Annotated in this window: 22 protein-coding genes and 1 riboswitch; of the genes, 12 read left to right on the forward strand and 10 right to left on the reverse strand. The window is 65.1% G+C overall.

The genetic code is table 11. The annotated features are described in order from the left end of the window. Window positions 1–133 precede the first annotated feature (133 nt). A complete protein-coding gene (locus tag AB0L63_RS14185; protein ID WP_364499576.1) occupies window positions 134–1,636 on the forward strand; it encodes a PLP-dependent aminotransferase family protein in 1,503 nt (500 codons plus the stop codon). 20 nt (window positions 1,637–1,656) lie between these two features. Continuing rightward, entirely contained in the window at window positions 1,657–2,358 is a 702-nt protein-coding gene (locus AB0L63_RS14190) for a CoA pyrophosphatase (protein WP_364499578.1), read from the forward strand. Between the two features lie 10 nt (window positions 2,359–2,368). On the opposite strand, the gene AB0L63_RS14195 is transcribed toward AB0L63_RS14190, so the two are convergent. Both AB0L63_RS14195 and AB0L63_RS14200 read right to left on the reverse strand, forming a co-directional pair. Next, window positions 2,369–3,466: a CaiB/BaiF CoA-transferase family protein gene (locus tag AB0L63_RS14195; RefSeq protein ID WP_364499581.1), complete on the reverse strand. Its 1,098-nt coding sequence runs from the start codon at window positions 3,464–3,466 to the stop codon at window positions 2,369–2,371. 323 nt (window positions 3,467–3,789) lie between these two features. Continuing rightward, window positions 3,790–4,242, reverse strand: coding sequence for a hypothetical protein (locus AB0L63_RS14200; protein ID WP_364499584.1), 453 nt, complete (start codon window positions 4,240–4,242; stop codon window positions 3,790–3,792). 374 nt (window positions 4,243–4,616) lie between these two features. Between AB0L63_RS14200 and AB0L63_RS14205 the strand changes: the two genes are divergently transcribed. Further along, window positions 4,617–5,360, forward strand: a complete 744-nt coding sequence (locus AB0L63_RS14205; RefSeq protein ID WP_364499586.1) for a hypothetical protein — start codon at window positions 4,617–4,619, stop codon at window positions 5,358–5,360. Window positions 5,361–5,608: 248 nt separating this feature from the next. Next, on the forward strand, window positions 5,609–6,280 hold the full coding sequence (locus AB0L63_RS14210) for an ammonium transporter (protein WP_364499589.1): 672 nt from the start codon (window positions 5,609–5,611) through the stop codon (window positions 6,278–6,280). Between the two features lie 255 nt (window positions 6,281–6,535). Here AB0L63_RS14210 and AB0L63_RS14215 read toward each other — a convergent pair whose 3' ends face one another. The 3 genes from AB0L63_RS14215 to AB0L63_RS14225 all read right to left on the reverse strand — a co-directional run bounded on the left by AB0L63_RS14215 (window position 6,536) and on the right by AB0L63_RS14225 (window position 8,815). Beyond that, a complete protein-coding gene (locus tag AB0L63_RS14215) occupies window positions 6,536–7,750 on the reverse strand; it encodes an O-succinylhomoserine sulfhydrylase (RefSeq protein ID WP_364500217.1) in 1,215 nt (404 codons plus the stop codon). Further along, window positions 7,747–8,163 (reverse strand): rhodanese-like domain-containing protein, encoded by a 417-nt coding sequence (locus AB0L63_RS14220; RefSeq protein WP_364499591.1) that lies wholly within the window; start codon window positions 8,161–8,163, stop codon window positions 7,747–7,749. Before AB0L63_RS14220 ends, AB0L63_RS14215 begins: the two co-directional genes overlap by 4 nt. 14 nt (window positions 8,164–8,177) lie before the next feature. Then, window positions 8,178–8,294, reverse strand: a riboswitch (SAM riboswitch). A gap of 65 nt (window positions 8,295–8,359) precedes the next feature. After that, window positions 8,360–8,815, reverse strand: coding sequence for a hypothetical protein (locus AB0L63_RS14225; protein ID WP_364499594.1), 456 nt, complete (start codon window positions 8,813–8,815; stop codon window positions 8,360–8,362). A 365-nt stretch (window positions 8,816–9,180) separates the two neighbouring features. On the opposite strand from AB0L63_RS14225, the gene AB0L63_RS14230 reads away from it, so the two are divergent. Beyond that, a complete protein-coding gene (locus AB0L63_RS14230) occupies window positions 9,181–10,590 on the forward strand; it encodes an FAD-dependent oxidoreductase (RefSeq protein ID WP_364499597.1) in 1,410 nt (469 codons plus the stop codon). A 124-nt stretch (window positions 10,591–10,714) separates the two neighbouring features. Continuing rightward, a complete protein-coding gene (locus AB0L63_RS14235) occupies window positions 10,715–11,599 on the forward strand; it encodes an amidohydrolase family protein (protein ID WP_364499600.1) in 885 nt (294 codons plus the stop codon). A gap of 371 nt (window positions 11,600–11,970) precedes the next feature. Here AB0L63_RS14235 and AB0L63_RS14240 read toward each other — a convergent pair whose 3' ends face one another. Further along, on the reverse strand, window positions 11,971–12,465 hold the full coding sequence (locus AB0L63_RS14240; protein ID WP_364499603.1) for a DUF456 domain-containing protein: 495 nt from the start codon (window positions 12,463–12,465) through the stop codon (window positions 11,971–11,973). Window positions 12,466–12,748: 283 nt separating this feature from the next. Next, window positions 12,749–13,657 carry a hypothetical protein gene (locus AB0L63_RS14245; RefSeq protein WP_364499605.1) on the reverse strand — a complete coding sequence of 303 codons (909 nt, stop codon included), beginning with the start codon at window positions 13,655–13,657 and terminating at the stop codon, window positions 12,749–12,751. 249 nt (window positions 13,658–13,906) lie between these two features. Here AB0L63_RS14245 and AB0L63_RS14250 point away from each other — a divergent pair, with 249 nt between their 5' ends. The 3 genes from AB0L63_RS14250 (at window position 13,907) to AB0L63_RS14260 (ending at window position 15,582) form a co-directional block, all read left to right on the forward strand. Continuing rightward, window positions 13,907–14,353, forward strand: coding sequence for an RpiB/LacA/LacB family sugar-phosphate isomerase (locus AB0L63_RS14250; RefSeq protein WP_364499608.1), 447 nt, complete (start codon window positions 13,907–13,909; stop codon window positions 14,351–14,353). A 40-nt stretch (window positions 14,354–14,393) separates the two neighbouring features. Then, complete coding sequence (locus AB0L63_RS14255) at window positions 14,394–15,035, forward strand: DJ-1/PfpI family protein (protein WP_364499610.1); 642 nt, start codon at window positions 14,394–14,396, stop codon at window positions 15,033–15,035. Window positions 15,036–15,129: 94 nt separating this feature from the next. Continuing rightward, the gene (locus tag AB0L63_RS14260) at window positions 15,130–15,582 is read left to right on the forward strand and encodes a MarR family transcriptional regulator (RefSeq protein ID WP_364499612.1); all 453 of its coding nucleotides are present in this window, start codon (window positions 15,130–15,132) and stop codon (window positions 15,580–15,582) included. 175 nt (window positions 15,583–15,757) lie between these two features. On the opposite strand, the gene AB0L63_RS14265 is transcribed toward AB0L63_RS14260, so the two are convergent. Further along, window positions 15,758–16,513 (reverse strand): HAD-IIA family hydrolase, encoded by a 756-nt coding sequence (locus AB0L63_RS14265; protein ID WP_364500220.1) that lies wholly within the window; start codon window positions 16,511–16,513, stop codon window positions 15,758–15,760. 603 nt (window positions 16,514–17,116) lie between these two features. On the opposite strand from AB0L63_RS14265, the gene fgd reads away from it, so the two are divergent. Continuing rightward, window positions 17,117–18,127, forward strand: coding sequence for a glucose-6-phosphate dehydrogenase (coenzyme-F420) (gene fgd / locus AB0L63_RS14270; protein WP_364499615.1), 1,011 nt, complete (start codon window positions 17,117–17,119; stop codon window positions 18,125–18,127). An 86-nt stretch (window positions 18,128–18,213) separates the two neighbouring features. Here fgd and AB0L63_RS14275 read toward each other — a convergent pair whose 3' ends face one another. Continuing rightward, the gene (locus AB0L63_RS14275; protein WP_364499617.1) at window positions 18,214–18,717 is read right to left on the reverse strand and encodes a nitroreductase family deazaflavin-dependent oxidoreductase; all 504 of its coding nucleotides are present in this window, start codon (window positions 18,715–18,717) and stop codon (window positions 18,214–18,216) included. 94 nt (window positions 18,718–18,811) lie between these two features. Between AB0L63_RS14275 and pta the strand changes: the two genes are divergently transcribed. Both pta and AB0L63_RS14285 read left to right on the forward strand, forming a co-directional pair. Beyond that, window positions 18,812–20,884, forward strand: a complete 2,073-nt coding sequence (gene pta / locus AB0L63_RS14280; RefSeq protein WP_364499620.1) for a phosphate acetyltransferase — start codon at window positions 18,812–18,814, stop codon at window positions 20,882–20,884. 112 nt (window positions 20,885–20,996) lie between these two features. Beyond that, window positions 20,997–22,205, forward strand: a complete 1,209-nt coding sequence (locus AB0L63_RS14285) for an acetate kinase (RefSeq protein ID WP_364499623.1) — start codon at window positions 20,997–20,999, stop codon at window positions 22,203–22,205. Window positions 22,206–22,798: 593 nt separating this feature from the next. Here the strand turns inward: AB0L63_RS14285 and AB0L63_RS14290 are convergent. Further along, window positions 22,799–25,159 carry a tetratricopeptide repeat protein gene (locus AB0L63_RS14290; RefSeq protein WP_364499625.1) on the reverse strand — a complete coding sequence of 787 codons (2,361 nt, stop codon included), beginning with the start codon at window positions 25,157–25,159 and terminating at the stop codon, window positions 22,799–22,801. Between the last annotated feature and the right edge of the window lie 2 nt (window positions 25,160–25,161).

Consider the following 25,161-nt stretch of genomic DNA (forward strand, 5'->3'; position numbering starts at 1 on the left):
CGTCGCGGTCCGAACCGGTGGACGAAATAGGCGAAGGCAGCGATCACGAGCAGAGTAGCGAGGGCGGTCATGCGAGCCAGGATGCGCTCACTGGCCTTGCCATTAAATATCCACTCAGCCAATACTGGACTTTATGTCGACGAGAGTTATCGGTGCCGCCAGCCTTGCCCGTGATCTGGGGAGCTGGCGCAGTGCCGACGAGAACGGCGAACCGGGGGAGCGCCGGTCGACGCGCCCGGCCTATTTGGCTCTCGCCGAAGGCATCCGTCTGCTCATCCACGATGGCCGCGCACCGCTCGGCGTCGCCCTGCCGAGTGAGCGCGACCTGGCCGCGACCCTCGGCGTCAGCCGTACCACCATCACCTCTACCTACAGCCTGCTGCGCGAACACGGTTATCTGATCAGCCGCCAGGGTTCGCGCAGCACCGTCGCCCTCCCGCGTGACGTGCAGCACGACGGCAGCAAACCGGCCCGCAGCATCCTCGCAATGATGGCGCAACCGGAACTGCCGACCGTCGATATGACCTATGCCGCGATGGCCGCGCCGCTGGAAATGCAGGAAGCGTACTCCGTTGCGCTGCAGGAGCTTCCGGCCTATCTCGGCACGCACGGTATGGATCCGATCGGCGTGCTCGCGCTGCGCGAGGCACTGGCCCGCCGCTTCACCGAGCGTGGCCTGCCCACCGGACCGGACCAGATCCTGGTCACCCTCGGCGCTCAGCACGGCCTGCGCCTGCTGCTGAATGTGCTCACCGCACCCGCGGCCCGGGTGCTCATCGACCACCCGACCTATCCCAATGCCATCGAGGCGATCCGCGATGTCGGCGCTCGCCCGGTACCGGTGCCGCTGCGCCCCGAATCTCTGGAGTCCGGCTGGGATCTCGACGGAATCCGCAGTGCCGCAAGACAAACCGCGGCCACCCTGGCCTACCTGGTGCCGGACTTCAACAACCCGACCGGCCTGCTGCTCGACGCCGAAGGCCGCGCCGAACTGGCCGCCATCGCCCGTGAGACCCGGATGACCGTGGTGATCGACGAATCGATGGTGGATCTGAGCCTGACCGGCCGGACCGCGCCCCCGCCGGTCGCGGCCTTTGCCAAGGGCGGCGAGATCATCACCATCGGGTCGGCCTCGAAATCCTTCTGGGGTGGTCTGCGCGTCGGCTGGATACGCACGAACCAAACATTGATAACGAAACTGCTCGGCATCCGCTCCACCGTCGACCTCGGTACGCCCGTCATGGACCAGTTGGCCACCATCCACCTGCTCGAACATGCCGACACCGTCCTCACCCGCCGTCGCGACCAACTCCATGCCCAGCGTGCGACCCTGCTCGCCACGCTCGCCGAAGACCTCCCGGACTGGCGCACGATCGTCGGCGACGGCGGCATGTCGGTGTGGGCGCAACTACCGGTCCCGGTCTCGACCGCACTGGCCGCCACAGCCCCCAACCACGGTGTATTGCTCGCCGCTGGACCGAGGTTCGGTGTCCAGGGCGCCTTCGAACGCTTCATCCGCCTGCCATTTACCCACTCCGAACCCGAACTCCGCCTCGCGGTGAAGTCCATTGCCGCCGCCTACGAAGCCCTCACACCCCGCGCCGCTGACCCGCTCCAACCCATCACCTGTTACTGACCGGGTGCAAGATCGAAGGCATGGATCTCATTTCGGGACCGTGCGTCCCCGATAGTGTCGACGGTTTCCGTGAGTTGGCGGGCGCACGGTTGGGCGCATTTCCGTACCTGGAAGTTGCCGACGCACCAGGTATTCGTCGGGCGGCGGTGTTGCTGTGCGTGGTGACGGTAGACGGTCCGCCGTCGGTGATGGTCATCATGCGCGCGTATCGCGGGCGCAATGCCGGGCAGTGGGCATTGCCGGGTGGGCGGGTCGACGAGGGGGAAACGGTTGAACAGGCGGCGATACGTGAGCTACATGAAGAACTCGGACTGACCGCGACCCCGGCCGATCTGCTCGGCAGGCTCGACGACTTCCCCGCCGCATCGGGCTTCGTCATTACCCCGATCGTGGCGGCTCTCGCCGACGCGTCCGGGCTGCGGCCGAGCCCGGACGAGGTCCACTCGGTTCATCTGGTGGATCTCGCCCGGCTGGCCGCCGATGATGTCCCGCACTGGGTGCACCCGAAAGACGCGGTGCGACAACAGGATCTGCGGGCCGACGCGCCTTCGGTCACTTCCGAAGGCTCAGGTCTACTACAGATGCGCCTTGCCGAGAACATGACCATCCACGCACCGACCGGCGCGATGCTCTGGCAGTTCCGCGAAGTCCTGCTGCTGGGCCGCGAACCCGCCGCCGCCCGCATCGCGCACTTCGCCCAGCCGGACTGGACGCGCCACTAGCCGCGAATTATCAATCCGCCCAGACGGATTCGAACGGCGTCGCAGCACTGGGCGGCGGGGTCGGCGTACCGGTGGGGGTGCGGGAGAAGCGTGGTGCCGGCGCATGCTGGACGACACCGTCGATCTCGATCAACCCGGTGCGGGCGACAATGTGCGGATTCTGTTCTGCCTCGGTGAAAGTCAGCACCGGCGTCGTGCACGCATCGGTACCATCGAAGATCGCGGCCCATTCGTCGCGGGTCTTGGTCTTGAACTTCTCCGAGAACAGCTTCTTCAGCTGATCCTGGCCATTCGGATCGAGCTGCGCCGGCAGCCCCTCGGGATCGATCTCCAAGCCCTGCAACAGTTCCGCGTAGAACTGCGGCTCGATCGCCCCGACCGCCATGTACTTGCCGTCCGAAGTCTCGTACGTGTCGTAGAACGACATACCGGTATCGAGCAGATTGGTGCCACGCTCGTCGGACCACAGGCCCACGCCGCGCATACCCCAGATCATGTGCGAAAGGGCAAGCGCCCCATCGATCATCGCCGAATCGATGACCTGTCCCTTACCGGAACTCTGCCGCTCGACCAGGGCCGCGAGAATGCCGAATACCAGGAACATCGAGCCGCCACCGAAGTCGCCGACCATATTCAGCGGTGGCACCGGACGCTCACCCTTGCGGCCGATGGCGTGCAACACACCGGTCAGCGAGATGTAGTTGATGTCGTGTCCGGCGCGATCGGCCAGCGGGCCGTGCTGACCCCAGCCGGTCATCCGTCCGTAGACCAACCGCGGATTGCGCGCGAGTACGGCATCCGGACCGAGGCCCATGCGCTCGGTGACGCCGGGCCGAAAGCCCTCGATCAGCACATCGGCCTTCTCGGCGAGCGTGAGCACCTTTTCGATATCCGCCGGGTCTTTCAGATTGGCCTCGACGATGGTGCGCCCGCGCCACTGCGGCCGCTCCATGAAGCCGGGCAGCATATTGGGCCGCTGAATCCGCACCACATCGGCGCCGAGGTCGGCCAGCAGTAGTGCCGCATGTGGACCGGGCCCGATGCCGGCCAGCTCGATGACCTTGATGCCCGCGAGCGGGCCCAGTTCGGCGGTGGATGGTGTGCTCACGCCCTACCTCGGTTCGTCGTTGATCAAGCGCTCCCCGGGCGCGCCCGCGAGGCTGTATTGACTGTATGACAATAACGCTGAAGCTGCATCACCTCGCAGCGCGAGACGGTTCGCAAGCCCCAACGCACGATGCGGATCTGCGCGCCGGTCTGATCGGCGCGATCACCATCGGCGCCGCATCGATCGGCATTTGCTCCAGTTGGACCGACTGTGCGATGCCCCGCCCGAGCGCATCATCGCCCTGTTCCGCGCGGCCTTCCACGACATCGCCTGCGGCCCAACGACAACACCGCCGGAAACCGGTGCATGGCTCTCTAGCTTCGCTAGTCGGATGTGAGTTTCTCGAGTCCGTCGGGGGTGTACAGACGTACCGCTCGAACCGCGGCGGCGACCGCTACCAGCGGGGGTATGCGATGGCCGTGTCCGCCGTTCGCCGACCATGCGAGGCCAGGTCCCGAAACGGGGGGCAGGGGCCATACGGCGCGGCCGACGTGCAGCACCGCCCCACAGTGTTGGAGGTACTCGATGGCCCGATCGGCTTTGCTGACGCCGGTGACGAGCCGGATATGGCGCCCGACCGGACCATCGATAGCGATGCTGGGTCCCGACAGGCCGTTGTCCTGGAAAAACAACTCCACCCCGATTCGCAGCGGAGCGGGTAGCTCGATTCCGGCGCGTTCCACTCCGAACGTCACCACGAGCGTGTCGCCGGTGTGGCTGATCGACCAATCGAACCGGTTGGCCGTGGTGATGGGTTCGGCGGCCGTGGATGTCAATGGATTCGTCGGTGTCGTAATCAGTGTTTACTCCCTTTTCGGGCATCGATAATGTTCGTGGAACGCGCATATGCCCAGACGTCGGTGGTGGGACGCGATATTGTTACGCGGGCCGATCGGTTGGGGGAGGGCATCGGGCATTCGCCTCGCCCCAGGTCCGCTATCTGGAGTCCAGGTTTTGTTCGAGCGGATTTCGTGGACCGGAAGACCCGTTTCGGCTGATGTCTTCGAAATCGAGCAAACGGTAGCCGAGAACCAACCGCTCGGCACGCTGCTAATGCTCAGCTATCAAATAAGTCATTGAAAGAAATTTAATTAAGACCGATCCGGTAAATCTGTGAACAGGATGTACCTCCCAGCTAGAGTCTCTGGCTATGACTGATGTGCAGGTAGGCGGCGGGTATGCCTTTGCGCGAGATATGTGGGCAACTGAACGGTTATGGCTGTCACGGTCCGTGCGGGCCATCCTCGTCGGACTCGCCGGCCAACTGAGCGGGCTCGGACCACAGGCATGGACTCGCTATGAAGACGGTGAGCTGGAATTCGTGGAGGCGCGTGAGTTCCAACTAGCCCTGCTGCGAGTGCACAGTGTGCTAGCGAGTGAGATCGACGCCGGGATGTTGGAAGCCGCTGCCGCCGCCCTCGACCATACGGCCGGGCTTGGCGACGTCGCCTCCGTCACCGGCCTGGACCGGGCGCATGCCTATCAGCGCTGGGGCGCCCTCACCGCGGTCGGTGAACGTATTGCGCTCATCATCTCGCAGCCGTGGCCGGATGCCGGGCCGTCTGCCCTCCGATCCCCCGAAGCGCTCTACGAGCGAGATCGGCGATGGTGGCGAGTGAGCAGCGCCGCGAGACGCAACGCCCACTACGCCATCGTTGTCGTCGACCGACTGGTCCAGCGGGTATACGCGATCGACCCAGACGGTTGGCAACCGGATGCCACGGGAACACGCTGGGAGTTCCAGGCATTCGGGTCCGAACCGCTATCGCAGATCCATGTGGACCGGGCATACCGAAAGGGCCACCTACCGGTCCAATTGGGCGACCCCTATCCCGCCCGGCTGGATCGCGCGTGCGTCCCCAGTTACTTCTCGGATGGGCACGATGGCGACTGAGGCGCGGACATCGATGCCATCCTCTAGCACAATCCGATGTCAGCGAACGCTGGCGTAAGCGAACTTTCGGTATGCGCCTTGCCTGATTTCCCGACATTTGCTCGCACCCATCACCTAATTCTCGGTGTGAAGCTGGTCAGGACATTACGGCTGTGCTTGGGTGTTGGCTCATAGCTGCCGGCCTCCGGTCGCGCACTTCAGTAGGTCCGTCTCGTATGCCTGGTCCATGAAATAGAAAAGGACATTTCGTGATCGAAATCTCGCGCATCGCGGCGATCGCCATCGCATGCGTTGCAGCAATCGCGCCGGTAACCGCCCACGCGGAAGCACCCGCCGAACATGACATCGAGTACAAGGTCACCTCGGCGGAACGTGTTGTGACAACCACGCTCTCGGGAGGGACCTTCGTACTCGACCACGATCACAGCTCGTTCACAATTCGCAATGAGAGCGGCGCCCCCGTGATGGTCGTGCCAACGCGATTCACCGTGGGCGACAAGGTGCTCACAGTCGACTCAACACTCAGCAAAGACGCGAAGGAGTTGCGGTTGACGCCCGGTGAGCTGCGTCCCGCCGCCGCGCCGACCGCGACGCCGGTCGCATCGCCCGTCGAGAACCAGGCCGCGCTGGCGGAGTTCGCGACCCGATTCGGGCTCGCCACCACGATCGGCACATTCGTCGGCACCGCGATCGGCCTGGTCGTCGGAGGCGTTACCGGATGCATTATCGGTTTGCCGCTGTTCGGGGTGGGCTGCATACCTGCGGCGATCGCCGGTGCGGGGATCGGCGGCGTTCTGGGGACAATCGCTGCCGGGGGACCGGTGCTGGCGCTTTCGGCCATGGAGCTGATCGAAACGCTCAACGCGCCCGACGGTACGAGTAAATGGGCGCAGAACTCTTCGCTCAAACCTGCAAATTAGGTGATCGGCTGCGCGATGGCATCAGAAGCGACATAGCGCCGACCTGGGCCGCCAGGTATTTGCCCGATTCTCGGCGAATGCTACGTCGACCACCATGGGTTGCCGCAAACGGCAACGCAGCGATTTATCGCCCGCATGATCCACCTCGATGTGAAAAAGGTCGGCAGCATCCCCGACGGAGTCGGCTGGCGCCGGAAACCGGCCACCAGTCAGCCGACTCCACGTCGGCGTCACCAACGTCACGGCCTCATACATTCAGCTGAGCGCGTTATCCAGATCGCTGAGCAGATCCTCGACATCCTCGAGTCCCACCGATATCCGGACGACACCATCGGAGAGCCCGATGGTGGCGCGACCTTCGGGGCCCATTGCGCGGTGGGTTGTGGTGGCTGGATGGGTGATGAGGCTTTTGGAGTCGCCGAGGTTATTGGAGATATCGATGATGCGCAGGCGGTTGAGGACCTCGAAAGCGCGTTTCTTGGCCTCGCTCGCGGGCGCGTTCAGTTCGAAGGTGACCACGGTGCCGCCGCCGCTCATCTGGCTGGTCGCCAAGTCGTGCTGTGGATGCGATTCCAGATACGGGTAGCGCACCCATGAGACGGATTTGTTGCCCTCGAGGAAGCGCGCGATGCGCAGTGCGGATTCGGTCGAATGACGCACGCGCAGCGGCATGGTCTCCAACCCCTTGAGCAGGGTCCAGGCATTGAACGGGCTCAATGCCGGACCGGTATGGCGCATAAGGTTTTTCACCGGACCGCCGATGTAGTCCTGGGCGCCGAGAATCGCTCCACCGAGTACCCGGCCCTGACCATCGATGTGCTTGGTGCCCGAATACACCAGCACATCCGCACCGAGTTCGAAACCGCGCTGCAGCAGCGGCGTGGCAAAGACATTGTCCAGCACGACTTTCGCGCCGGCGGCATGGGCGAGTTCGGTCACCCGCCGCACGTCGACCAGCGTCTGCATCGGATTGGCCGGTGTCTCGAAGAAGACGGCCTGGGTCGGCACCGAAAGCGCCTGCTCCCACTGATCCAAATCATCGCCGTCGACGAAGACCGTTTCCACACCCCAGCGCGGCAGAATCTCGTTGCACACCACGAAGCACGAGCCGAACAGGCTGCGCGCGGCCACAAGACGGTCACCTGCGCCCAAAAGCGCACCGAGCGAGGTGAATACCGCGGACATACCGCTCGCGGTCGCGAAACAGGCTTCGGCGCCGTCGATCAGCCGCAGCCGCTCCTCGAACATGGCCACCGTGGGATTGCCGTAGCGGGAATAGACGAAATGTTCGATATCGCCGGTGAACGCGGCCTCGGCCGCCTCGGCGCTCTCGTAGACGAAACCGGAGGACAGATACAGCGCCTCGGCAGTTTCCTCGAACCCTGAGCGGCGTAGGCCACCTCGCACGCCGAGCGTCGCGGGACCGATGCCTTCGGGCAGCGGCTTATCGAACGCACCACCGGTGATCATGACTGCCGCCACGGCAGGCCGATGGCGCGCCAACCCGAGCCGCCACGATGTCCGAACTCGTCGATCGGGCCTTCGAAGCCGTCCAGCACATTGAACGACGGGGCGATGCCCGCGCCGGTCGCGGCTTTCGCCGCACCGACGGAACGCTGTCCGGAGCGACAGAGGAAGACGACGGGCGCCGCCGGATCGCGACCCTCGAGCGCCTTGGTCAGCTGCTCGATGAACTGACCGTTGCGGGCGCCGAAGCTGTCGACCCATTCGATCAGCACCGTCGGCCGCTCGATCGAACTCGTATCCGGAACACCGACGAAACGCCATTCGGCCTCGGTGCGCACGTCGACCAAGACGGCTTCGGGGTTGTCCTGCAACAACTCCCACGCCTGCCGCGGGGTGATGTCACCGGCATATGTCATGCGATCCTCCTGTGAATCCACGCTTGCCGCACCCGGGTTTCGGTGCGCGGCCAGGTCGTCACCCGGAGCACCCCACCGCGGAGGAGGGTTGCCGACCAGCCAGCCGGGGCTTGGCGCTGGTACTCATGACCTGAAAATGAGATTGCCTGGGCATGGGTGGCCATGTCAAACCCCAGTTCGCGTCGCGCGTGAGCAATCAACCGCAGACGATCCAGCGGTCTCCGGAACGGGTCAGATTCCAGGTCGCCGGCGTTTCGCGGCCGTCGACCGCGATGGTCACCGTCGCCTTGGCCTTATCGCCGTCGACCATCGCATTCTCAATCTTGGTGACTTTGATCGACTTTCCGGCCGCGGCCCCACCGAACTGATCCAGGAGCGGTGTCTTGCTCTCGTCGAATCCCGGACAGGCAACACCGGGTGGCGGCGTGTTGTCGGTGGTGGCGCGGGCCTCCGCGTAGCGCTGCACCGCGGCGGCGATCTTGTCCGATTCTGTGACATTTTTCTCAGCGGGCGAGAGCACTGCACCGAGCACGATCGCGATCAGTACGACAGCGGCGAAGCCGGCCGCCGCGATGAACGGCGCGATGGAGCGACGATCGGTCTGATCGACCTCGATTACCGGTTCTGCATCGGTGCCCTGCTGCTCTGTCATGGGTCGATCATCCCTGGTGGGGGACGGTATCCGGCATTCGGCCCCCGGCCGCCCCGGATATCCGGCACGCGCGGAGTCGATAGATGTCGGCGGAGCGGGTAGTCACGATAGGTGAGTCGGGCAGCGAACACCCGGTGTACGCACTGCCGCAGGGTGCGCGGTATGCCACCGATAGAATCGCGAGGCTGCGGTCCTGCTGTCATAGCCGAGATGGCCGCCTGCCCGCATCGTCAGGTGCGACCGAAAGGATGCGTCAAGTTAGCCTAAGCTAAAACTGACGCCGTTGAACGCTTCGACCATAAGGGTGCGCGTAAAAGATGACCGAACACAGTGCAGAGTCGACTAGCGGTGCACACGGGCCCTCCGTGGTTACGCAGGCTGGCGGGCCTGACGCGCACACCGCCGGGACTCGCCCGCTTCGCATCGCGATCGTAGGCGCGGGACCGGCCGGTATTTATGCCGCCGACGCGTTGATGAAGTCCGATGCCGAGGTGAGCATCGACCTGTACGAGCGCATGCCGGCGCCGTTCGGGCTGATCCGTTACGGCGTCGCGCCGGACCACCCGCGCATCAAGGGCATAATCACCGCCCTGCACAAGGTGCTGGACAAGCCCCAGGTCCGCCTGCTCGGCAATATCGACTACGGCACCGATATCACCCTCGACGATCTGCGCGCGTTCTATGACGCGGTGATCTTCTCCACCGGCGCCAATGCCGACCGCGCGCTGCCGATTCCCGGCATCGACCTGGACGGCAGCTACGGTGCGGCGGACTTCGTGTCCTGGTACGACGGCCATCCGGATGTGCCCCGCACCTGGCCGCTGGAGGCGGAGAAGGTCGCGGTCCTCGGGGTCGGCAATGTCGCGCTCGATGTGGCGCGTGTGCTCGCCAAGACCGGCGACGAGCTGCTGCCGACCGAGATCCCGCCGAACGTCTACAACGGTCTGAAGGCCAATAGGGCGATCGAGGTGCACGTCTTCGGTCGCCGCGGCCCCGCCCAGGCCAAGTTCACCCCGCTCGAGCTGCGCGAGCTCGATCATTCCCCGACCATCGAGGTCATCGTCGATCCCGAGGACATCGACTACGACGAGGGCTCCGAGGCCGCGCGCCGGCACTCCAAGCAGGTCGACATGATCTCCAACACCCTGGAGCAGTGGGCCATCCGCGATGTCGGCAATCGGCCGCACAAGCTGTTCCTGCACTTCTTCGAATCCCCCGCCGAGATCCTTGGCGAGGACGGCAAGGTCGTCGGCCTGCGCACCGAGCGCACGCAGCTCGACGGCACCGGCAATGTCAAGGGCACCGGCGTGTTCAAGGACTGGGAGGTGCAGTCCGTCTACCGCGCCGTGGGTTACCTGTCGCAGAACCTCACCAACCTGCCGTTCGACGATCAGGCCGGCGTCGTCCCGAACGAGGCCGGACGCGTCCTCGCCGATGAGGACGCCGACGGTGCGGACCGCTACCTGCCCGCCACCTACGTCACCGGCTGGATCAAGCGCGGTCCGGTCGGCCTCATCGGCCACACCAAGGGCGACGCCAACGAGACCGTAGCCTGCCTGCTCGACGACAGCGTGAACTTCACCCCGGCCGCCAAGCCGGAACTGGATGCGGTCACCGACTTCCTCGAGGGCAAAGGCATCCCGTTCACCACCTGGCAGGGCTGGTATCGACTCGACGCCCACGAGCGCGCCCTCGGTGAGCCGGAGGGCCGCGAGCGCGTCAAGGTCGTTGAGCGGGAGGACATGCTGCGCGCCAGCGAACCGCACAAGGTCTAGTGCGAATGCCACCGGGGGTGACCGTCACCTTCTGTGGCGCTCCACAATCCGACCCGGCCGCGGCAGCACAAGATCTGTCGGGTCCGCAGCAGCAAAAATTCCGCCACTGAGGCATTCTGTACAAGTGTTCGATGCCCATCTCCACATCTTCGACCCGCGGTTCCCGCTGGCCGAGAACGAGGGCTACCTGCCCGACCCGTTCACCATCGCCGACTATCGAAAGCGTATGTCGCGCTTCGATATCGGCGGCGGTGCCGTGGTCAGCGGATCTTTCCAAGGCACCGACCAGACCTATCTGAAGGCGGCGCTGGCGGAGCTCGGCGAGGGTTGGGTCGGCGTTACCTCGCTGGACCCGGACGCCACCGATGACGAGATCATCGAACTCGATCGGATCGGCGTGCGGGGACTGCGGTTCAATGTCAAGCGCGCTGCCGCGGATATCACCGCGATGACGCTGCAGGCATTGCGTGCGCACGACCTCGTCGGTTGGCATGTCGAGGTCTATATCGACGGCACCATGCTCAGATCGATGGAGCCGGTGATCTCGAAGCTGCCGGTGCTCTCCATCGACCACCTCGGTATGTCCGAGGAGGGGCTGCCCTATTTGCTGGGTCTGGTGGATCGTGGGGCGCGGGTCAAGGCGACGGGTTTCGGGCGGGTGCAGATGAAGGTGGCTCGTACGCTGCGCCGGATCCACGCGGTCAATCCCGAGGCGCTGATGTTCGGTACCGATCTGCCCGGCACACGTGCGGGACGGCCGTTCCGGGATTCCGATGTCGATCTGATCTGCGATGTGGTCGGCAGCGATATGTTCAAGGTGCTCGAGGACAACGCGCGGGCGTTCTATCGACTGCCGGCCCGCGAGCGCGCGATTCCGGCGGATCCGACGCCGACCCTGCCGATGCATCGCACCGAACTGCCGACACTGCCGCTGCGGCGCGATGAACTGCCGAAAATCGAACCGGCGGATACGATTCCGTTTACGATTCCGTTCCCGATCATCGAGTGAGGACGGGTCGTCTCGCCGTTTCGGCTAGGCCACCAGCGACCCTGGTGCTTGTGCCGAGTACTGGTGGAGGTGTCCGGATTCATTGACGGGCGCGTTGACACAGGTGCGGCGGTGCTGTTGCGAGAGGTGTATGCGGTGCTGTGGTGGCTGGGCGTCATCGAGATCGTCGACTGATCGTCCCGCCGTTCACCATCCGTGGATAGCCGTGACCAGACCGGACGCGAGTCCAGCGATATCGCTGATGGCCGGGAGCGACTCAGTCTGATGCTTCTGCCGAGAACGGTACGAATGGGATAACAGTCGGAGATGGCGCCGCCAATGACGCCGTCATCACCAGCCTCGCAAGTGTCATCGGTTGAGCGAAACGCGGCCTAGCCTAACGCACCGATGACCCACACCCCGGCAGCCAGTAGCGCGCCGAATAGTTCGATGAGCATGGACAGGCCGACGCCCTTGAGCGCGTGCACCGTTGCCTGCCAAGCGGGTTGGTTGTCGCGCAGCCGATGCAGCTCCGAAAGGTAAACGCCCAACACGAATCCCACGAACAACCCGACTACCGGGATGAGGAAGAAGCCCACGATGCCGAAGATCGCGCCGACGAACAGCGCGCGACTGGATACACCCGCATCTTTCATCTTCCGCCCCGGCCAGGCGTACTTGATGATGCCGGACAGCACCAGAAACGCTGTGCTGATGGCGAATACGATCCACGCCGCTGCGCCTCCGGTCAAGAACGCCCACACGGCAATGGCCCCGAAGATCAAGATGACGCCCGGCAGAATCGGGATGATGATCCCGACCAGTCCGACCAGGATTACCAGGCCGACAAGTACTAAAAACCACCCCTGGTGGGCGTACGTTTCCACGGGCCAAAACCCTATGCGCGCGCGAGCCGAGCCGCGAGCCGAGTACGCGACCCTCGATACGTCTCAGTCGAATCACTGGGTCGATGACTAGGCGTGGGGAGAACCGACCACGGTCGATTCCCCATTCCAGAGGAATGGCCTGACCTGGCGAAATGCGCTGAGATCAGTCCACGACCTGCGATTTCTCCGCCCCGCCTCGGCCCCTTTGGCATGTCACAAATCGACATGCCAAAGGGGGCAGGCTGCCGCAGCCGAGGTATCTGTCGGTCTATTTCAGCTGGTATCACCACCTGTTCGGAACAGTGGACATCTGTCCAGCCGTCGCGGGTTCGTCTGCGGCGGCATCGGGAGCTGGGCCGAGGGCGCGTGGAGGTGCGGTGAGGGCCTGCGTCGCGCCGAGGCCTGCGCCGATTCCTGCGCCAATCGCAGCGAGCGGTGCTGCCATCAGGGCGGCGCCGTATGCCGCGCCGGCGGGCACCGCGGCCAGACCGATCGGTGCGAATGGCAAGCCGATCGCCAGTCCGAGCGCACCGCCGACACCCGCGCCGATCAGTGCGAACGGGCTCGCCACCGCCGCGCCTGCGGCAGCACCGAGCGCCGCGGAGCCGACGGTCTGACTCGCAATACGATCGGAGCGAGTGCGTTCCATACCGACCGAGTCGAAGAACGTCGCGAGATCGGCCTCGGTAACCGCCGCGGCGTCGTTCAGTTGGATGGCGGGCTCCCGTGGCAGCCAATCCGGCGCCGCTACCTGCACGTCGCCGAACCGCAGCATGCCCGGCGGCGGCGCGATCGGGGGCACCGGCGCGACCGGGACCGGTCCGTGCAGGAACTCGACCGGCGAGAGGTACTCGCTTTTCGGTACCGGCCGCGCCCACTGCAGTGAACTATCCGTGTCGTCCGGGATCCGCATTCCACGGTAGGGGCGCACATTCGGCGCTTGGGCGGCGGGCCAGTCCGGGGACTGCTCAGTCGGCGCTGTCTGGGCGGCGGGGGTCCCCTCGCCTGAATCCGGGTCGTCGGCCACGAAGGCGGCATGGGCGACGTGCTCGGTCTGGCTCATCGGAATGTCGGGCTCGGCGTTCGCGGTACCGTTGCTACCCACCAGAGTGAGAACAACGGGAACCGCGCCCGCCGCAACCATCGACCCCACCTTCTGCTGACGCGAACTGACTTTTCTGTGCTTGCCCATCGATAACCTTTCACCGTGCAGAGACCTTGTTGATTCGCATTCGGATCACGGGGGCATCTTGGATGGTGCAGCACTCCTTGCGGGGTCGCTGAAGACTATGGCCGTGTGCGGACCGTCAACTACTGCCGCCGATAGCAATTGATCTCGAGGACAGCACGACTGGTGCAATAGGCGACGAAGAACGGTCATGAGGACGAGCCGCTCGCTGTTTTCGGAGCTGCGCAGTAGGAGCGTTATTACGCTTGGGGTATGCGAATTTCGGTTGCGGCGGATGAGCGGGTTGGGGTCGCCGAGGAGCTGGTGGAGGAGCTCGGGCGGCGCGGGTTGGAGACACTGGTGCACGGCGCGCTGTCGGACAGTGAGCGGGACGACTGGGCTTGGGCCAGTGAGGCGGCGGCGCGGGATGTGGCCGAGGGGCGGGCGGAGCAGGGGGTGGTGTGCTGTTGGACCGGGACGGGTGCGTCCATTGCCGCCAATAAGGTCGCGGGGATCAGGGCCGCGCTGTGCGGTGATGCGGTGACGGCGGCTGGTGCGCGGAAGTGGAATGACGCGAATGTGCTTGCGCTGAGCCTGCGTTCGACTTCCAGGGCGGAGCTGACCGAGATTCTGGACGCGTGGTTCGGTGGTGAGCCGAGTACGGATGTGGAGGATCGCGCAAATATCGCGCATCTGGCGAAAATCGAGCGGCGACGCTGAGCGTTTGACAGCCTCCTGTCAAATGTGACAGCATGCTGTCATGCCTACGCAAACAGTTCATATGGCCGTATACGACACGCTCGCCGACTGGGAGGTCGGCGCCGCGACCGCGCATATCAATAGGCCCCTCTGGCAGAAAGCGCCTGGAACCTTCCAGGTGCGGACCGTCGGGCGCAGTGCCGATCCGATCATCACGACCGGCGGGATGCGCATTGTGCCGGATGTGGTGCTCGCCGATCTCACCCCCGCCGCGAGCGCTATGCTGATCCTGCCCGGCGCCGACACCTGGGAGGCAGGCGAACTCGCGCCCTTCGCGCACAAGGCGCGGGAGTTTCTGGGCGCGGGCGTTCCGGTTGCGGCCATCTGCGGCGCTACCTTCGGATTAGCGAAGGAAGGGCTGCTCGATAAGCGCGCGCACACCAGCGCCGCCGCGGAATACCTTGCCTACAGCGGATATTCGGGCCGCGATAGCTATCTGGACCAGGCGGCGGTATTGGACGGCGATCTCATTACCGCGGGCCCGACCGCGCCCTTCGAATTCGCCCGCGAGGTGCTGCGCAGGCTCGACGTCTATGAAGCGCATGTGCTGGATGCGTGGTACCGCATGTTCGGCCAGAGCGATCCGACGGGCTTCGCTGCACTTTCCGAGTATGAGGCGCAAAGGACCACCGCTTCCGGATAAGGAAGAATCCGGGGCAACCCGCCGATCCGGGAAGGGCACGTAGAACAGGAGTTCCGATCGTCATGGAACGTAGTGCGGCGGAGGAGGAAGTCAAATGAGTGACACGCCCGAGCAGGAACTCTTCGCGACTGTCGCTATCACCTCATTCCAGTTGAACGGTCAATTCCTCGCCATCGCCGAGGAATTGGCCGCTCCCGGCGGAATTACCGCGGCGTGGTGGCAGGTGCTCGGCGCGGTGCTGCGCGAACCGCTGCCGGTGGCCGGAATCGCCCGAGCCATGGGAATCACCCGGCAGAGCGTGCAGCGCATCGCGGACCTTTTGGTGGACAAGGGACTTGCCGAGTTCCAACCGAATCCGGCCCATCGCCGCGCCAAACTCGTCGCGGTTACCGGCATGGGCCGCGAGGCGATCAAACGCATCAACCCACAGCACGCGGTCATGGCGAAACGGCTCGCCGACGAACTCGGCCCCGAACAATTCGCCCTGACCGTCCAGGTCTTGACTCGACTGTCCGCCGCCCTGGACGCGATCACCGACGAAACCTGATCACCGGCTGCGGTCCCGTCTGTCGACGATCGCCCGACCCACGTACAACGGCGCTCTTTCTCGGGATTCGTGCTCGGCGCCCGCAAGCATTGCGGGTACCGAGGAGGGGTGCGAATTCGCTCACCTCGACCCACTTCGCCCTTATCAGCTTGCGGGATATGCGAATCCGTGCCGGTCAGGCGAAGGGGTTGTCGGTTCGGCCGACAAGGTCGGCTACGGAGTCGACGACGAGGGTTGGGCGGTAGGGGAATTGCTCGACGGATTCGCGGGTGGAGATGCCGGTGGTGACCAGGACGGTGCGCATGCCCGCCTCCAAGCCCGAGACGATATCGGTGTCCATTCGGTCGCCGATCATGACGGTCGACTGCGAATGCGCGCCGATCCGGCGCAGTGCCGAGCGCATCATCAGCGCGTTCGGCTTGCCGACGTAGTACGGCTCCTTGCCGGTCGCGCGGGTGATGAGCGCGGCGACCGAACCGGTCGCGGGGAGCAGACCCTCGCGGGACGGTCCGGTCGCGTCCGGGTTGGTGGCGATGAAGCGCGCGCCCCGATCGACCAGGCGGATCGCGGTGGTGATCGCCTCGAAGGAGTAGGTGCGGGTTTCGCCGAGCACCACGTAATCCGGGTCGCTATCGGTCAGCACATAGCCGATTTCGTGCAGTGCGGTGGTGAGTCCGGATTCGCCCACGACGTAGGCGGTGCCATTGGGGCGCTGGTCGTTGAGGAAGGTCGCGGTGGCCAGCGCCGAGGTCCAGATCGCCTCCTCCGGAATATCGAGTCCGGTGTGACGCAGCCTGGCCTGCAGATCACGCGGCGTGCGGATGGAGTTATTGGTGAGCACCAGAAACGGGATCTCCTTGCTACGCAGCTCGGCAAGGAACTTATCGGCGCCGGGCACCAGATGGTCCTCGTGCACCAACACCCCATCCATATCGGTGAGGTAGGACAGAATCACGTCATCTGGTGTGCTCACAAGTCGAATTGTCAGCTATCTCCGCACTCAGCGCGCGAATACCCACCCCGATTGCGACCATCGCCACACCGCGCCACTCACACCCGCACCAATTCGAGCACCAGAACTGCTGCTGTCACATATCCAGTGAGCATCGCGCAGAAGGGCAGAAGTATGGGTTGTCCCTGTGACAGCACAGAAGGTATGGAGCCTGGTACTGGATCGTGATCTCAACGCCGCCCGGAACCCGGCGGTATTGGCGTCCACGCAGAGTTGCGGCGGGACGGTAAACATGCCCGATGGAAAATGTGTAAGCCCCTGCCGGAACGATCCAGCATGTCACGGAACACAACAACGCACTCCGTGAACGGTGACCCTGCACACGTCGAGGTGGTGGCGCGCTGACTATGGTCGAGGGGAGGCCGTGTGAGGAACGATCGACTCAGGTAGGCCGATCGAGGCGCGGGAACTCCGGTGTCGCGCTTGCGGTTGTACCGGGGTGCGGTCGTGGGATTCAGGCGGCCGACGGTGTGCGGAACCCTCCCGCACGGACCGTTGAGCGAAGTGACAGGAGTGGCGCATATGGGTGATCTCAAGCTCGGATACAAGGCGTCGGCAGAACAGTTCGGACCGCGGGAATTGGTGGAAATCGCGGTGCTGGCCGAGGAACACGGCCTCGACAGCGCGACCGTGAGCGACCATTTCCAGCCGTGGCGGCACAAGGGCGGACATGCGCCGTTCTCGCTGGCCTGGATGGCCGCGGTCGGTGAGCGCACCAAGCGCATCCAACTCGGCACCTCGGTGCTCACCCCGACCTTCCGTTACAACCCCGCCGTGATCGCGCAGGCCTTCGCGACCATGGGGTGTCTGTACCCGGACCGCATCATGCTCGGTGTCGGCAGCGGTGAGGCGCTCAATGAGATCGCCACCGGCTACACCGGCGAATGGCCGGAATTCAAGGAGCGTTTCGCTCGGCTGCGCGAATCCGTCGACCTCATGCGCGCACTGTGGACCGGTGAGCGCACCGACTTCGACGGCGAGTACTACAAGACCGTCGGCGCCTCGATCTACGACGTGCCCAAGGGCGGCATCCCGATCTATATCGCCGCGGGCGGACCGCTGGTCGCGCGCTACGCGGGCCGTGCCGGTGACGGTTTCATCTGCACCTCCGGCAAGGGTATGGACCTCTACACCGAGAAGCTGATGCCCGCCGTCGCGGAGGGCGCCGCCAAGGCCGGCCGCACTGTCGAACAGATCGACCGGATGATCGAGATCAAGATCTCCTACGACACCGATCCCGAACTGGCACTGGAGAATACGCGCTTCTGGGCCCCGCTCTCGCTCACCGCCGAGCAGAAGCACTCCATTACCGACCCGATCGAAATGGAGGCCGCCGCCGACGCCCTGCCGATCGAGCAGATCGCCAAGCGCTGGATCGTCGCCAATGATCCGGACCAGGCCGTCGAACAGATCAAGCCGTACCTCGACGCCGGCCTCAACCACCTGGTCTTCCACGCCCCCGGCCACGACCAGTCCCGCTTCCTCGACCTCTTCCAGCGCGACCTTGCCCCGCGCCTGCGCGCCCTCGGCTGAGTCGCAATCGTTCCTGCCTCGGACTCCGCCGCACCAGGCCAGCTTCGGTGAAATGTTCCAGCCGCTGGTCGGCAGGGTGCGGCTGGTCAGGTGCGGGTGAGGGCGAAGATGCGGAGGTCTCGGGTGGTGCGGGTGCGGTAGACGCGGTAGGCGCTGGTGATCTCGACGAAGCGGGTGAAGATGGCGTCCTTGTCGGATTCGACCAGGGTGGCGCGTACGGGGATGCGTTGGCCGGCGATAGCGACGGTGGCATTCGGGTTGGCCAGCAGGTTGGCGGTCCAGGCCGGATGGTGCTGCTGGCCGAAGTTGCTGCCGATCACGTAGATCGTGTCGCCGTCGTGCAGGCAGAGCAGCGGCTGGGTGCGCGGTTCACCGGATTTGCGGCCGGTGGTGGTCAGCAGCATGACCGGGGCGCCGATCGGGCCGAGCAGCGTGTACTTGGCAGCGGTGCGCTCGAGAATGGCCCGATCCAGCGGTGCGACCGTCCGGATCAGCCACGAACCGGGTTTGGTTGACGCGAGTTCGGTCGCCAGGCGGGCAAGAAAATTGGTGTTCGAACCCCACTGCCGTTTCGGGAACTCCTCAGCCATCTCCGGACTATATCCGGATCGATGCGAATCGGAATTCCGGATCGCCGTCTAGCCGCACGGTCCAGGTAGCCGCGGGTTTACTAAGCTCTCGAACATGGCCGATTCCGCTCCATCCGCTGTGTACATCGCATCTCCGGAGGGTGACACCGGAAAATCGACGGTGGCCCTTGGCATGCTCCAGATGCTGTGCGCGACGACCGCCCGGGTCGGCGTATTCCGGCCGATCACCCGCTCGACGACCGAGCCGGACTACATCCTGGAACTGCTGCTCGAGCACAGCACCGCCGATATCGATTACGCGCAGGCCATCGGCGTCACCTACGAGCAGGTGCACGCGGATCCGGATGCCGCGATCAGTGAGATCGTGATGCGCTTCCACGAGGTCGTGAAGCTGTGTGATGCGGTGGTGATCGTCGGCAGCGACTACACCGATGTGGCCAGCCCGAGCGAACTGCGCTTCAATGCGCGCATCGCGGTGAACCTCGGGGCGCCTGTACTGCTGGTGCTGCGCGGTGCGGGCCGAACCCCGAACGAGGTCAAGCAGCTGGCCGAGCTGTGCGCGTACGAGCTGTCCCTCGACCACGCGCACCTGGTGGCCATCGTCGCGAATCGTTGCGTACCGGAGCAATTGGATGCGGTCGGTGCCGCGCTGGCCGGCTTCGATGTCCCATCCTGGACGCTACCCGAAGTGCCGCTGCTGATTTCGCCGACGATGGCCGAGCTGTGTACCGCGATCGGTGGCGAAATGTACAGCGGCGATGTGGAATTGCTGCAGCGTGAGGCCTTGGAAGTCATGGTCGGTGGCATGACGGCCGAACATATTCTGGAGCGGTTGGTCGACGGTGTCGTCGTCATCGCGCCGGGCGATCGCTCCGACGTGCTGCTCAGTGTCGTGAATGCGCATGAGGCGGAAGGCTTTCCGTCGCTGTCGGGCATCATCATGAACGGCGGCATGCTGCCGCATCCGGCCGTCGCCAGGCTGATGAGCGGGCTCAAACCCAAGCTGCCGATCCTCACCACCGACCTGGGCACCTACGACACCGCCAGCGCCGCCTACCGCACCCGGGGCCGCATGTCGGCGGGCAGCCCGCGCAAGGTCGATACCGCGCTGGCCCTGATGGAACAGCATGTCGATGCGTCGGAGTTGTTGCAGCGCATCGAGATTCCGAATACGTCGGTGGTGACACCGCAGATGTTCGAGTACCAGCTGATCGAACGCGCCAGGGCCGATCGCAAGACAATTGTGCTGCCCGAGGGCGACGACGATCGGATTCTGCGCGCTGCCGGACGCGTATTGCAGCGCAAGATCGCGGATCTGGTCATTCTCGGCGACGAGGCGGCGGTGCGCGCCCGCGCCGCGGAACTCGGCGTCGATATCTCGGCCGCGCGGGTACTCGATCCACGCACCTCCGATTATCTCGACGAATTCGCCGCGGAATACACCGAGCTGCGCAAGCACAAGGGCATGACACTGGAGCGCGCACGCGAAACCATGGCCGATATCTCGTATTTCGGCACCATGATGGTGCACAAGGGCATTGCCGATGGCATGGTCTCCGGTGCCGCGCACACCACGGCGCACACGATCCGGCCGTCCTTCGAGATCATCAAGACCGTGCCGGGTGTCTCCACCGTCTCCAGTGTGTTCCTCATGTGCCTGGCCGATCGCGTGCTCGCCTACGGTGACTGCGCCGTCGTGCCCGATCCGACATCGGAGCAGCTGGCCGATATCGCGATCTCCTCCGCACACACCGCGGCCCGCTTCGGCATCGACCCGCGCGTCGCGATGTTGTCCTATTCGACCGGCGAATCCGGCAGCGGCGTCGATGTGGACAAGGTGCGGGTAGCGACCAAACTGGTCCGCGAGCGCGCGCCGGAACTGCTGGTGGAGGGCCCGATCCAGTACGACGCCGCGATCGAACCCACCGTGGCCACGACCAAACTCCCGGACTCCGAAGTGGCTGGGCGTGCAACGGTCTTCGTATTTCCGGACCTCAACACCGGTAACAACACCTACAAGGCGGTCCAGCGCAGCGCCGGTGCGATCGCGATCGGCCCGGTGCTGCAGGGGCTGCGCAAACCGGTCAACGATCTGTCCCGCGGCGCCCTCGTCGCCGACATCGTCAATACGGTGGCCATCACGGCGATCCAGGCGCAGGAGGGCTGATGTGCGTGGGGTGCCGGGTGTCGATGTCGTGCGGCACAGAGCGGAACAATGCAGCCCGATTTGCGGTTGCCGATCGAGTGCGGGCGACGCGCGCGATGCAGGAGGTGCTGGTATGAACGATGACCTGGTGCTGGTGCTCAATTCCGGTTCGTCGTCGATCAAATACCAACTGCTGGACCCGGAGTCGAGTGTGGTCGCCGCGTCCGGCATGGTCGATCGGATCGGCGAGGAGCACGCCGGGATCGAGCATCGGGTCGATGGCCGAATCATCGAACATCGCGGGCCGATCGCCGATCACGCGGCGGGGCTGCGGCTGGTTTTCCAGATGTTCGCCGAATCCGGCCACGATCTGGCCGCGGCCGGTGTGCGCGCGGTCGGGCACCGGGTGGTGCACGGCGGCGAGGTGTTCTATCAGCCGACACTCATCGATGACGCCGTTGTCGCGGCCATCTCCGAGTTGTCTTCGCTTGCACCGCTGCACAATCCGGCGAATGTCGCGGGCATCGAGAGCGCGCGTGAACTGCTGCCCGGCGTACCGCAGGTGGCGGTCTTCGATACCGCGTTCTTTTACGGCCTGCCCGGTGCCGCCAAGACCTATGCCATCGACGCGAAAATCGCTGTCGCGCATGGCATTCGGAAGTACGGGTTCCATGGCACATCGCACGAGTACGTTTCGGGCCGGGTCGCCGCGCTGTTCGGGCGAGATCCGGCCGAGCTGAACCAGATCATCTTCCACCTCGGCAACGGCGCGTCGGCATCGGCCATCCGCGGCGGACACCCGATCGACACCACCATGGGCCTCACCCCGCTGGAGGGGTTGGTGATGGGCACCAGGGGTGGCGATCTCGATCCCGGGATCATCGCGCATCTGGCCCGCTCGGCTCAGCTGAGTATCGACCAGATCGACGAAATGCTGAACCGCAACGCCGGACTCAAGGGCCTATCCGGGGTCAACGACTTCCGTGAGTTGCAGCGGCTGATCGACGCGGGCGACGCCGCGGCCCGCCTGGCCTACGACGTGTACATCCACCGCATGCGCCGCTATCTCGGCGCCTACCTGATCGAGCTCGGCGGTGTCGACGCCATCACCTTCACCGCGGGCGTCGGCGAGAACAGCCCGCAGGTCCGCGCCGACGCGCTCGCCGGGCTGTCCCGCTTCGGTATCGACGTCGATCCGGACCGCAATGTCGCCAAGGACCGTGCCGCCCGGTATATCTCGGCACCGGGTGCCGAGATCGCCGTGCTGGTGGTGCCGACCAATGAGGAATTGGCGATCGCGCAGGCCGCGCACCGTGTTGTCACAGATCAGGGCGCTGGCTGAGGGCTAGTGTTTTGAAAGTTACCCGTATAGGGCGGCGCATCAACAGCAGACCGACCGCGAAATCCCTCTGGTCGTGGTGGAGCAGGACAACAAGGATGTTTGAAGGTCGGCTCAGCGTAGCCATTGGTTGATGGCGGCGATGTGGACGGTAGCGAGGTATCGGACGGCCCACCTTCAAAACACTGGCTAGCGGACCGGCCCAGGAAAACCTCACGGAATCCTCACAGTCGATGCGGCAACATGGGTGTCGGATCGGGTTCGCGCCGGACGCCGAAACCGGGGCCGGACCAACCGCCGCTATCGGGACCGCGATGCCCTCGCCACGCTCGATATGCCCGCGCTGGCTGCCCTCGGTGCGGGCCGCGAGCGCGCGGAAATCCGGGGATTCGGCGGCGTGCCGACTGCTGCGCGAAACCGGATCCGAGCCCGGCCGGTATTCCCTCCCGGCCGGGTGCTCCCCGCCTCCCCGGGCCTTGCCGGTCGTTGGGAGGCGGGGCCTGTCGTCGCGGGCCGGCGGCTGCGAGTGTCGCTCGGTTCTGGGGTACCCGGTGAGTTACCCATGTTCATACGAGACCAGTTGTCCGGCCGCGAATCTAGATCCAAGTCTTGGCACGGATCGAGTTCGCCAGGTCGACCAGGGCGTAGCGGTGATTGCGGCCGGGGGCGCTGCGGGCCAGCGCGCGCAGGCCGGCCTCGGTGCCCGCGCGCAGCTCGCGCTCGGTGAACGGCGCGCCGAAGAGGGTCGCCTCGTCGTTGGCGGGCGTATTGCCCGATTTCAGCCAGGCCAGGGCGGCGCCGAGAACGAGCACGCGCAACTGGGTCGCGCGGCCCTCCCCGCTGGGCAGGCCGGCGACGCGCGCGGCCGCGATGTGCAGGGTGGATTCGGGGAGTTCGGCGATCGGGGCGGCGGTCAGCAGCAGCCACACCGCGGTCATCCTGGCCGTTGTGTAGTGCCGGGCGGCGGCGGGCACCTCGTCGAGTGCGCGCACCGCCTCGTCGACCCGACCCACCGCGGCCGACTGTCTGGCCAGGCCGAATGCCGCGCTCACCACGGCGCGGTCGGTGTGCCAGACGGCGGCGTAGAACTTCTCCGCATGGGTTCGCCATTGCTCCGGATCGGCCGAATCCCAGTGCTGCAGAATGAGTTCCGCGGTCGCCGCGAGTGCGAGCTTGGGTGCGATCTCGCCCGGAAGTACCCGCAGCACCGCGTCGAAGCTGTCATAGGCCCGCTGATAATCCAACTCCAGCAGCCGGGCTTGGCCCAGGTACCAGTCGATGCGCCAATCGTGATCATCGGGCAGCCGCGACAGCATATCCAGCACCTCCGCCGATTCGCCGAGTTCGAGCCGTAGCCTGGCCTCGGCCAGTGTCAGCTCCAGATCCCGTTTCTCCGGGGCTTTTTCGGGATCGGTCACGGCGCGTTCATGTGCCTCCTGCAACGCTGCCAGCGCGTCACGCGGCTGCGGATGTGCCAGGGCCGCGAGCACCGGCACCGACGCGTCTGTTGGATCGATGAGCGGAACCGCAAGTGCCACAGCCACTTCGCGAGCGCGCAGCAGGTTGCTCCTGGCAATGCCATCGGCATACGCGTCGGTCTGGCTGATCAACTCCTCGGTGCCGAAGCTGCCGCGCTGTGGACTGAAAACTGTGGACAACTGTGGATGTTCGACACCGGTCTCCACGGACAGGATCTCGCGCAGTACCCCGGCTAACTGGGCCGACATAACCCGTGCGGAGGGAAAACGGCGCTCGGGATTCGGATCGGTCGCGCACAGCAGCAGACGATGGAAGAACTCGTAGCGTTCGAGTACCGGATGGTCGGCGGGGTCGGGTATGCCGTCGAGATAGCGGCCCTGTTCCATCGGCATGCTCAGCGTCAGCACGGCCAGCGTCCGTCCGACGGTGTAAATGTCCGAGGCCACCGTCGGTCCGGTCCTGGCGATCTCGGGTGCCTGAAAACCCCTGGTGCCGTATAGGTTTCCGTAGGCATCGAGGGTGGTGACGGCACCGAGGTCGATGAGTTCGACCTGGTCCTCGGTGACCATGACGTTGTCGGGTTTGAGGTCGTTGTAGGCCAACCCGATCGAATGCAGATACTCCAGCGCGGGCAGGATCTCCAGCAGATAAGCGATCGCCTCGGGCACCGGCATGCGCTGCGGCCGCGGGTAGGTGTCGAGGATATCGCGTAGTGAGCGGCCGCCGACGTACTCCATGACGATGTAGCCGATCGACTCGCCGTCCGGGCCGGTGTGCTCGACGAAGTTGTGGATCTTGACGATGCTGGGATGTGCGACCTCGGCGAGGAATTGACGTTCGGCCACGGCCACCGCCTGCGCCTCGGTATCGCCCGCATGCAGCAAACCCTTCAGCACCACCCAGCGGTCGCTGACATTGCGGTCGATCGCGAGGTAGACCCAGCCGAGCCCGCCGTGCGCGATACAGCCCTGGATCTCATACTGGCTCGAAACGATATCGCCATCGTGCAGCGACGGTCGGAAATCGTATGGCGCACCGCAGGTTTCGCAGGTCCCCGCGGTTGTCGCGGGGCGGGTCGCGGTGGCGCGGCCGACCGGGTTGCCGCAGCGCCAGCAGAAGCGCCTGCCTTCGGAGACAACGGGATCGGCGAGCACCGCGGTGCGTGGATCGGCAGGCGCGATATTCGGAATCGTGACCAGTCCGGCACCGAGTTTGCGCGTCGTCGGTCGCGAGCGCGCGGTGCGCACGCTGCGGCCGGAGGTGCGCATGGTGGCGGCCGAGGTCGGCTCCGGGGCATTCCACGCGCCGACGGTGAATTCGGCGGCCATATCGTCGCGGCGAATGGTTTCGGCGCAGGCGGATTGCTGGCGGATCGTCTCGGCGGAGGCGCGGTACTGCCGCGCCGCTTCCGCGGTGTGTTCGGTGGTTTGCTGTGGCTCGCTTTCGGTCGAATCGGCGGCATCGTGTGTTGATGTCATCG

This window comes from Nocardia sp. NPDC051990 (genome assembly GCF_040680755.1).
GTDB lineage: Bacteria > Actinomycetota > Actinomycetes > Mycobacteriales > Mycobacteriaceae > Nocardia.

What these genes read in the sequence shown, in the direction of transcription:
- AB0L63_RS14185 (WP_364499576.1), top strand. Translation starts at nt 134, where the DNA reads ATGTCGACGAGAGTTATCGGTGCCGCCAGCCTTGCCCGTGATCTGGGG.
- AB0L63_RS14190 (WP_364499578.1), top strand. Translation starts at nt 1,657, where the DNA reads ATGGATCTCATTTCGGGACCGTGCGTCCCCGATAGTGTCGACGGTTTC.
- AB0L63_RS14205 (WP_364499586.1), top strand. Translation starts at nt 4,617, where the DNA reads ATGACTGATGTGCAGGTAGGCGGCGGGTATGCCTTTGCGCGAGATATG.
- AB0L63_RS14215 (WP_364500217.1), bottom strand. Translation starts at nt 7,750, where the DNA reads ATGATCACCGGTGGTGCGTTCGATAAGCCGCTGCCCGAAGGCATCGGT.
- AB0L63_RS14220 (WP_364499591.1), bottom strand. Translation starts at nt 8,163, where the DNA reads ATGACATATGCCGGTGACATCACCCCGCGGCAGGCGTGGGAGTTGTTG.
- AB0L63_RS14225 (WP_364499594.1), bottom strand. Translation starts at nt 8,815, where the DNA reads ATGACAGAGCAGCAGGGCACCGATGCAGAACCGGTAATCGAGGTCGAT.
- AB0L63_RS14245 (WP_364499605.1), bottom strand. Translation starts at nt 13,657, where the DNA reads ATGGGCAAGCACAGAAAAGTCAGTTCGCGTCAGCAGAAGGTGGGGTCG.
- AB0L63_RS14250 (WP_364499608.1), top strand. Translation starts at nt 13,907, where the DNA reads ATGCGAATTTCGGTTGCGGCGGATGAGCGGGTTGGGGTCGCCGAGGAG.
- AB0L63_RS14255 (WP_364499610.1), top strand. Translation starts at nt 14,394, where the DNA reads ATGCCTACGCAAACAGTTCATATGGCCGTATACGACACGCTCGCCGAC.
- AB0L63_RS14260 (WP_364499612.1), top strand. Translation starts at nt 15,130, where the DNA reads ATGAGTGACACGCCCGAGCAGGAACTCTTCGCGACTGTCGCTATCACC.
- AB0L63_RS14265 (WP_364500220.1), bottom strand. Translation starts at nt 16,513, where the DNA reads ATGGATGGGGTGTTGGTGCACGAGGACCATCTGGTGCCCGGCGCCGAT.
- fgd (WP_364499615.1), top strand. Translation starts at nt 17,117, where the DNA reads ATGGGTGATCTCAAGCTCGGATACAAGGCGTCGGCAGAACAGTTCGGA.
- AB0L63_RS14275 (WP_364499617.1), bottom strand. Translation starts at nt 18,717, where the DNA reads ATGGCTGAGGAGTTCCCGAAACGGCAGTGGGGTTCGAACACCAATTTT.
- pta (WP_364499620.1), top strand. Translation starts at nt 18,812, where the DNA reads ATGGCCGATTCCGCTCCATCCGCTGTGTACATCGCATCTCCGGAGGGT.
- AB0L63_RS14285 (WP_364499623.1), top strand. Translation starts at nt 20,997, where the DNA reads ATGAACGATGACCTGGTGCTGGTGCTCAATTCCGGTTCGTCGTCGATC.
- AB0L63_RS14290 (WP_364499625.1), bottom strand. Translation starts at nt 25,159, where the DNA reads ATGACATCAACACACGATGCCGCCGATTCGACCGAAAGCGAGCCACAG.